At 70.2% G+C, this 7,654-nt stretch carries 5 protein-coding genes and 1 tRNA gene; 4 read left to right on the forward strand and 2 right to left on the reverse strand.

Features of this window, described 5'->3' with window-relative positions; all coding sequences use genetic code 11:
* Positions 1-106 precede the first annotated feature (106 nt).
* Positions 107-2,167, forward strand: a complete 2,061-nt coding sequence (locus PPSIR1_RS34555; protein ID WP_006975897.1) for a PAS domain-containing hybrid sensor histidine kinase/response regulator — start codon at positions 107-109, stop codon at positions 2,165-2,167.
* Positions 2,168-2,224: 57 nt separating this feature from the next.
* Here the strand turns inward: PPSIR1_RS34555 and PPSIR1_RS34560 are convergent.
* Positions 2,225-2,298, reverse strand: a tRNA-Asp gene (locus tag PPSIR1_RS34560).
* A gap of 434 nt (positions 2,299-2,732) precedes the next feature.
* Positions 2,733-3,668 carry a polyprenyl synthetase family protein gene (locus PPSIR1_RS34565; protein WP_045117343.1) on the reverse strand — a complete coding sequence of 312 codons (936 nt, stop codon included), beginning with the start codon at positions 3,666-3,668 and terminating at the stop codon, positions 2,733-2,735.
* A gap of 172 nt (positions 3,669-3,840) precedes the next feature.
* Between PPSIR1_RS34565 and crtD the strand changes: the two genes are divergently transcribed.
* The 3 genes from crtD to PPSIR1_RS34580 all read left to right on the forward strand — a co-directional run bounded on the left by crtD (position 3,841) and on the right by PPSIR1_RS34580 (position 7,634).
* Entirely contained in the window at positions 3,841-5,415 is a 1,575-nt protein-coding gene (gene crtD, locus PPSIR1_RS34570; RefSeq protein WP_086001965.1) for a 1-hydroxycarotenoid 3,4-desaturase CrtD, read from the forward strand.
* Positions 5,416-5,423: 8 nt separating this feature from the next.
* A complete protein-coding gene (locus PPSIR1_RS34575; protein WP_053335479.1) occupies positions 5,424-6,494 on the forward strand; it encodes a carotenoid 1,2-hydratase in 1,071 nt (356 codons plus the stop codon).
* A 165-nt stretch (positions 6,495-6,659) separates the two neighbouring features.
* Positions 6,660-7,634 carry a hypothetical protein gene (locus PPSIR1_RS34580; RefSeq protein ID WP_006975901.1) on the forward strand — a complete coding sequence of 325 codons (975 nt, stop codon included), beginning with the start codon at positions 6,660-6,662 and terminating at the stop codon, positions 7,632-7,634.
* The last annotated feature ends 20 nt before the right edge of the window (positions 7,635-7,654 follow it).

The following is a 7,654-nucleotide window of genomic DNA, read 5'->3' on the forward strand; positions in this document are numbered from 1 at the left end:
CCTCTTGTTTGGGAAGTAGCGCGCGAGGTATGAAATTTGCTGGCCACGGACTGGCTGACCTCGCGTGACGGGTGATCGGAAAACTAGGGCGAAAACTCGTGATGAGTTGCAGCGAGAGCTCGACGAGCTCTCGGCTGAGCTGACGCGTCTGCGCGAGGCCCAGCTCGGCTCCTTTCAGGCCCTCGACGTCGAGGGACCGACCGTCGAGCTGACCCCCGATCACGTCACCCAGATCCTCGACTCCAGCCCCGTCGGCGTCGGCATCGCGCGGACCTCCGACACCCTGGTGCTCTATCAAAACGAGCGCTGCGCGGCGATCTTCGGCACCGAGGTCAACGAGCGGCGCTACGCCAAGGACTCGTGGGTCGACCCCGCCGAGCGCCAGGAGTTCGTCGGTGCCTACATCCGCGGCGAGCCGATTCCCAACTACCCCGCGCGGATGCGTCGAAAAGACGGCGTATTCTTTTGGTGTCTGTTGACCTTCGAGCCGATCCGCGTCGGCGGCCATGATTGCATTCTCTTTTGGGTCTATGACATCACACCGCTACGAAAGGCCCTCGAGGAGCTCGAGCGGGCCAAGGACGAGCTCGAGCTCCGCGTCGCCGAGCGGACCGAGGAGCTCGCCAACAGCGAGGCCCAGCTCCGCGCCCTGCTCGAGTCCCTCGCCGACGGCGTGCTCGTGTGCGACGCGAGCGGCCTGGCGATCCAGTGGAACGCCGCCGCGGAGGGCATGTTCGTCGGCAGGCCCAAGGTCGACGCCACGCTCCAGGAGCTGTTCGGCGCGACCTTGGGCACGCAGCTGAGCGAGCTGGCCTTCCAGGCCATCCTCCAAAACCGACCCCAGCGCCACGGCGACGCCGAGGTCGACGGGGGCGGGGCGGAGGCGCTGATCCTCGACGTGGTCGTGTCCCCGACCCAGGCCGGCACGGCCGACAAGCGGGCGGTGTTCGTGCTCCGCGACGTCACCGAGCAGCGCCGCCTCGAGGTCCAGGTCCAGCACGCCGCGCGCATGGACTCCCTCGGGCAGCTGTCCGGCGGCATCGCCCACGACTTCAACAACATGCTCAACGGCATCATCGGCGCCACCGAGCTGCTCGAGCTCGACCTCGAGCCCGAGGGTGAGGTCGCCGAGAACCTCGCGCTGATCCTCGACACCGCCGAGCAGGCCGCCGAGCTGACCCGCAAGCTGCTGGCCTTCTCGCGCACCAACCAGCGCTCGTCGGCGATCCTCGACGTCCACGAGGTCGTGCGCGGGACCGTGGCCCTGCTGCGCCACAGCGTCGACAAGCGCGTCGAGATCACCCTCGACTTCGACGAGGGCGCGCTGAGCATCCAGGGCGACCGGGCGCAGGTCCAAAACGCCCTGCTCAACCTGGGCATCAACGCCAACCAGGCCATGCCCGAGGGCGGCACCCTCGAGATCGCCACGCGCCAGGTCGTGGTCGACGCGAGCGTGTGCGCGTCCCTGCCCTTCGACATCGAACCCGGCGAGTACGTCGAGCTGCGCGTGCGCGACAGCGGCATCGGCATGGACGAGGCCCTCCAGGCCCGCATCTTCGAGCCCTTCTTCACCACCAAGGAGGTCGGCCGCGGGACCGGCCTGGGCCTGTCGATGGTCTACGCCACCGTCGAGTCCCACGGCGGCGCGATCATGGTGACCAGCGAGGTCGGGGTGCACACCACCTTCCGCCTGCTCTTCCCGCTGAACCGAGGGGCGGCCCACGTCGTCGACGAGCAGCGCGAGGCCCACGTGCCCAAGGGCATGCGGGTGCTGATCGCCGACGACGAGCACGGCGTGCGCCGGACCCTGCGGGGTTTTTTCCGCTCCCACCAGTGCGAGGTGTTCGAGGCCAGCAACGGCGCCGAGGCCCTGGCCATCCTCGACCGCGAGGGGGCGAGCCTCGACCTGGTGGTCCTCGACACGGTCATGCCCAAGCTCAGCGGAGCGGACGCGCTGCGAGCCCTGCGCACGGCCTGGCCCGACATGCCGGTGCTGATGATCTCGGGCTACCTGCGCGACGTGGCCCTCCACGACCTCCAGGACCTGGGCATCGGCGCCTTCTTGAGCAAGCCCTTTCGCCTGCGTCAGCTGGCCATGGCCGTCGAGGCTGCGCTCACCAACCCGAGCCCGACCCCGCGCCTGCAGCAGCCCACGCCCGCTCCCTGAGCTTAAACAACAAATCCCTCTTGCGAGGGATTTGCGCAGCGAGCTGAACTCGAAGTACGGGGCGGACGGGACTCGAACCCGCGACCTCCGGCGTGACAGGCCGGCGTTATAACCGACTTAACTACCGCCCCTCGGGTCGTGTTCGCTGGAGCCGGGATATTGCGCGAGGAAGACCTGGGGGTCAAGGCACAAAGAAGCTCGAGGATCAGTGTTAGCTCACAGGCTTTGCAGGCGGCGACTCGCAAAAACAGGCGGCCCGCTTTTCGGCAGGCCGTCTACGTTCAAAGCGTCACGCACGCAGCCATGCTGCGTGGGGTTTTGGCTAGCAGGCTGCTGGACTTCGCCGCGTGTCGTCAGGTGCGTCGCTGCGCGTCGAGGCCAAGGAGCGAAACCGACGCTGTATCGGGCATACCGCTAGCAGTCGCCCACCCCGGCCGCGCCGGGACGATGCTTTCCTGGATCATGGGTCCCGGCGTGGCCGGGGTGGGCGACTGCTAGGTTTTGCGACACCGGCATCGACGTGCAGAGGCGTGCCTGACGTCGTGGGGCGAAGTTCAGCAGCCTGCTAGGCCCGAAGGTTGATGGCGACCGGCTCGTTCGCGGCCTGGGACTGCGAGGCCATCGGACGGGGCGCCTTGCTCTTGCTCGCGCCGGCGTAGAGACGGCCGGCGAAGCTGTCGACCCAGTCGACGACGCGGTCGGGCTCGGGGCAGGCCGGGATGGTGTCGATGGCCCGGTCCAAGAGCGCGCGCAGGCGATTCACCGCGCCGTCCACACCGAGCGAGATGCACGCGTTGGGGCGGTTGTGGGCGATGTCTTGCCCGACCGGCTTGCCGAGCTCGCGCGCGTCGCCGAGGGCGTCGCGCAGGTCATCGGCGACCTGGTAGGCCTCGCCCAAGTGGGCGCCAAACTTGGCCCAGGGCTCCTGGGGGGCACCCGCGAGGATCGCCCCCGCCCGCGCGCCCGCCTCGAACAGCGCGCCGGTCTTGGCCTGGTGGTAGGTCTGCAGCCCGACGCTGCGCTCGGACTCCCAGGCCTGGCCCGCCACCAGCCCGCCGCCGGCACCGACCCCGCGGGAGATGCAGCGGATCAGCTTGGGCACCGCCGAGGGCGGGAGGTTGGTCTCGGCGATGACCTCGTAGGCGAGGATGATGAGCCCGTCGCCCGCGAGCACGGCCAGCTCTTCGCCGAAGGCCGCGTGGACCGAGGGTCGACCGCGGCGCAGGGGCGCGTCGTCGAAGCAGGGCAGGTCGTCGTGGACCAGTGACGCGCAGTGCATCAGCTCCATCGCCGCCGCCACGTCCGCCTGGGCGTCGAGGCTGACGCGGGCGTCCGCTTTGCACGCCATGGCCACACTCAGGGTCAGGCCCGGGCGAAGCCGACCGCCACCGGGGAACACTGCGTGGCGCATGGCCGCGATGAGCCCAGGAGGGGTGGAAGGCCCCTCACATAGGCGCAACGATCGTTCCAACGCAGCTTCGATTCGATCCAAAGCGACCATGACGGAGCCAGCCTGACGTGCTGTACAAGCTTTGTCAATCTCGGCCGGTTTTTTGTTCAAACCCTGGACAGCCTCATCAGACACGGCTACGTTCGCTCTCAGAAGACGTGGACGGCCCAAAACTGGGTAGATTCCTGCTCAGAGCTCGAATTGGCTCAATTCCGGTGCGCACGTGGCGAGGACTGTATCAGAGATTGAGACGATCGGGATCGTCGGCGGTGGCGTAGGCGGGATCTGTGCGGCTATCCAGGCCGCTGCCGCGGGTCGCGCCGTCACGCTCATCGAACGAGCGCCCGCCCTCGGCGGGAAAATGCGGCAGATCTGGCCCGAAGGGCACGCGGGTGAGGGCATCGACGGGGGCCCCACGGTCCTGACGATGCGGTGGGCATTCGACCAATTGTTCGAGGCCGCCGGACGAAGTTTGGACGACTACGTCGAGCTCGTCCCCCTCGACACCCTCGCTCGCCACGCGTGGCCGGACGGCTCGCAGCTGGACCTGCACGTCGACGTCGAGCGCAGCGCCGCGGCCATCGAGGCCTTCGCCAGCGCCGCCGAGGCCGAGGGCTACCGCCGCTTTTGCGCCCACACCGAGCGCATCTTCGAGGTCGTCGAGGAGCCCTTCTTGCGCTCGGCTCGCCCGAGCATGATGACCGTCGCGACCACCAAGGGGCTCCGCGGGATCTTCGAGTTTGCGAGCATCGACTGGCACCGGAGCATGTGGCGCGCCCTCGGCAGCTTCTTTGGCGACCCGCGCCTGCGCCAGCTCTTCGCCCGCTACGCCACCTACTACGGCAGCTCGCCCTTCCGGGCGCCGGCGACCTTGAACCTCATCGCCCACGTCGAGCGCATCGGGGTCTGGCGCGTGCGCGGCGGCATGGCCAAGCTCGCCCAGGGGCTGACGAGGCTCGCCGAAGAGCTCGGCGTCGAGGTGCGCACGGGCTGCGAGGTCGAGACCATCGAGGTCGACGTCGAGGGGGGCGCAGCAGGGCGCGCAGCAGGGCGCGCCCGGGCGATCGTCTACCGCGACGCCGACGGCCAGTCCCGTCGCCTCGAGTGCGCCGCCGTGATCGTCAACGCGGCGCCCCAGGCCCTCGACACCGGCCACCTCGGCGAGCACCTGCGCGGCTGCGTGGGCCTCGACCCCAAGGCCCCCCGCTCGCTCTCGGCCGTGACCTGGTCCCTGGTCGCGCGCACCCGCGGCTTCGAGCTCGCCCACCACAACGTGTTCTTCTCTTCGGACTACCGCCGGGAGTTCGCCGCCCTCGACGACGCCGAGCTCCCCGACGAGCCCACGGTCTACGTGTGCGCCCAGGACCGCGACGACGCGGGCGGCACCACCGTCGAGGGGCCCGAGCGCCTGCTCGTGCTGGTCAACGCCCCGGCCCTCGGCGATCGCCCCGGGGCCTTCTCGAGCGCGCAGCTCGACGCCCTCGAGGCCCGGGCCTTCGCGCTGATGGAGCGCTGCGGCCTGGTCATCGAGCGCGAGGGGGCGCCCTGCGTCCGCAGCGATCCGCACACCTTCGAGGACCTCTTCCCCGCCACCGGCGGCGGCCTCTACGGCCTCGCCACCCACGCGATGATGGATCCCTTCCGGCGCCCCGCCGCGCGCACCAAGATCCCCGGCCTGTACCTGTCGGGGGGCGGCGCGCACCCGGGCGCCGGCGTGCCCATGGTCTGCCTCAGCGGGCAGCTCGCCGGTCGGGCCGCCGTCAAGGACCTCGGCGCGGGTCGAGAGGCGGTCGCGTGAGCGCGGCCATGAACGCGACCGCGTCCGAGCCGGCGCCCCAGGGCTTCGCGCCCGACCCAAAGCCCCGGCGCTTCGACCTCGAGGTCGCGCCCGGGGGCTACGCGTGGTGGTACCTCGACGTCCTCGACCGCGAGCGCGGCCTGGGCCTGACGGCGATCTTCTTCATCGGCTCGGTGTTCTCGCCCCACTACTTTCGCGCCCGGCAGCGGGCGCTCGCGGCCGGCCAGCCCTTGCCGAGCCCCGAGTCCTTTTGCGCCGTCAACCTGGCCCTCTACGCCCCCCGCGGACTCGCCGGTCCGGGCCGCGCCGGGCCGCGGGCGTGGGCGCTGACCGAGCACCCCGAGCTCGAGCGCGGGCCGAGGACGCTGCGCATCGGCGCGAGCTCGCTGCGCTGGACCGAGGACGAGCGCGGCCCCCTGCTGACCGCGCGCATCGACGAGCGCGAGCCCTTCCTGGGCAAGCGCGCGCCGTGGGCCAAGGGCGTGCGCGGGACCGTGCGCCTGCGACCGGCGGCGATCTTCGGCCCCCGGGTCGAGCTCGACGGGTGGCGCTCGGAGTCCGGGGCGCGCCACCGCTGGTACCCCGTGGGCCCCCACGGCCACGCCGAGGTCGAGTTCGAGGAGCCCGCGCTGCGCTTTTCGGGCTCGGCCTATACCGACGTCAACGAGGGCGACGAGCCCCTCGAGGCCGCCTTCTCCCGCTGGAACTGGTCGCGCCTCGAGCTCGGCGAGCGCACGGTGATCGTCTACGACGTCGTCGATCGCTCCGGGCAGCCGCGGCCGCTCGCGTGGTCCTTCGATCCGCGCACGCGGACCCGCGAGGCCCTCGACCCCGACGCCCTCGGCAACACCGTCGACCTGCCCCGCTCGCGCTGGGGCATGCACCGGGCGACCCGCGCCCCCCTCGGGGCCCACCCGCGCCTCCTCGACACCCTCGAGGACTCCCCCTTTTATTCCCGCAGCGTCGTCACCCTCGACGGCGACGAGCGCAGCCTGGCCATGCACGAGTCCCTCGACCTCGATCGCTTCTGCGCCGGCTCGACCCAGTTCCTGCTGCCCTTCAAGACCCGGCGAGGGTGAGCGCTGCTTCGCCCCCGCAGAGGTCTCGGGACCTCGGGACTTCGGGATCGGGGCTGAGCGTCCCGAACACGGGCCAGCTGTCCCGCTGGTCGGCCGGCGCGGACGAGGACGCCTTCGAGATCACGGAGGATTTCGGCGGCACGTCCCTTGCTTTTCGTTCTGGCCATGCCCTCCAGCCACCACCAGGGACTGGTCTGGATCTTCCGCGATCGACCCCGCCTGGCCTTTGACCTGCTCGAGTCCGTGTTTGGCCTCGAGCTCCCCCCGCTGACCGCCTTCGCCGAGCGCCGCGGAGAGCTCGATCGTTTCGCGCCCAGTCTCGGCGACACCGGAGAGCTGCGACCCGACCTCGCCCTGTCCGCCGAGGTGGATCCCTACGCCCCAAGAGCCGATGAAGTGGCCCGGCATCAGGCCACTCCCGAAGGCGCAGCCCTCCTCGTCGAGGTCCAAGGCCGCGTCGATCCCCAAAAGCGCTTCCGAATCTGGGTCTACTGGGCCCTCCTGGCCGAACGCCTCGAGCGCGCAACGACCGTACTGATCGTCCCGCTCAACGACGCCGTCGCCCGATGGGCGCGCGGCCTCGGCGAGCTGGAGCGCCCGCCCCGGGAAGCTCTGCTGGTCCTCGACCGACAAAACATGCCGCGGGTCGTGTCCGACACCCTCGCCCGTGAGCGGCCCTACTTCGCCATGCTCTCGGCGATGATCCACGGCGCCCACGGAGATCGGGAGGTCTTTGTCGTCGGCATGCGTGCGGCGCTAGCCTTTGCGGACGAACGGCGCTGGCGCTACGCCTCGAGTCTCGTGAGTGTCCTGCCCGAGACGGAGCGGGCGCAGATCCAGGGAGAAATGACCATGCAAGAACGCTACGAACTGACCGAGGCCGAGCTGCGAAGCGGCGCCTATCACAACGGGATCGCCAAGGGAAAGCTCGAAGGAAAGCTCGAAGGCGAGCTCGAAGGCAAGCGCGAGGTCCTGCGCACGATCTTCGAGCTGCGCGGGCTCACCATCGACGACTCCCTGAACAACCAGATTCGGGCCTGTACGGACCCCGAGCATCTCGACCGGTGGATCGCACGGGCCAAGGCGGCCCCCGACGCCGCGGCGGCCCTCGCCTCACTTTGCGAGCTCCGGCCCGAATGAGCCACACCGTCTCAGAGGGT

This window comes from Plesiocystis pacifica SIR-1, assembly GCF_000170895.1.
In the GTDB taxonomy this organism is placed as follows: domain Bacteria; phylum Myxococcota_A; class Polyangia; order Nannocystales; family Nannocystaceae; genus Plesiocystis; species Plesiocystis pacifica.

What these genes read in the sequence shown, in the direction of transcription:
- PPSIR1_RS34565 (WP_045117343.1), bottom strand. Translation starts at nt 3,668, where the DNA reads ATGGTCGCTTTGGATCGAATCGAAGCTGCGTTGGAACGATCGTTGCGC.
- PPSIR1_RS34575 (WP_053335479.1), top strand. Translation starts at nt 5,424, where the DNA reads ATGAACGCGACCGCGTCCGAGCCGGCGCCCCAGGGCTTCGCGCCCGAC.
- PPSIR1_RS34580 (WP_006975901.1), top strand. Translation starts at nt 6,660, where the DNA reads ATGCCCTCCAGCCACCACCAGGGACTGGTCTGGATCTTCCGCGATCGA.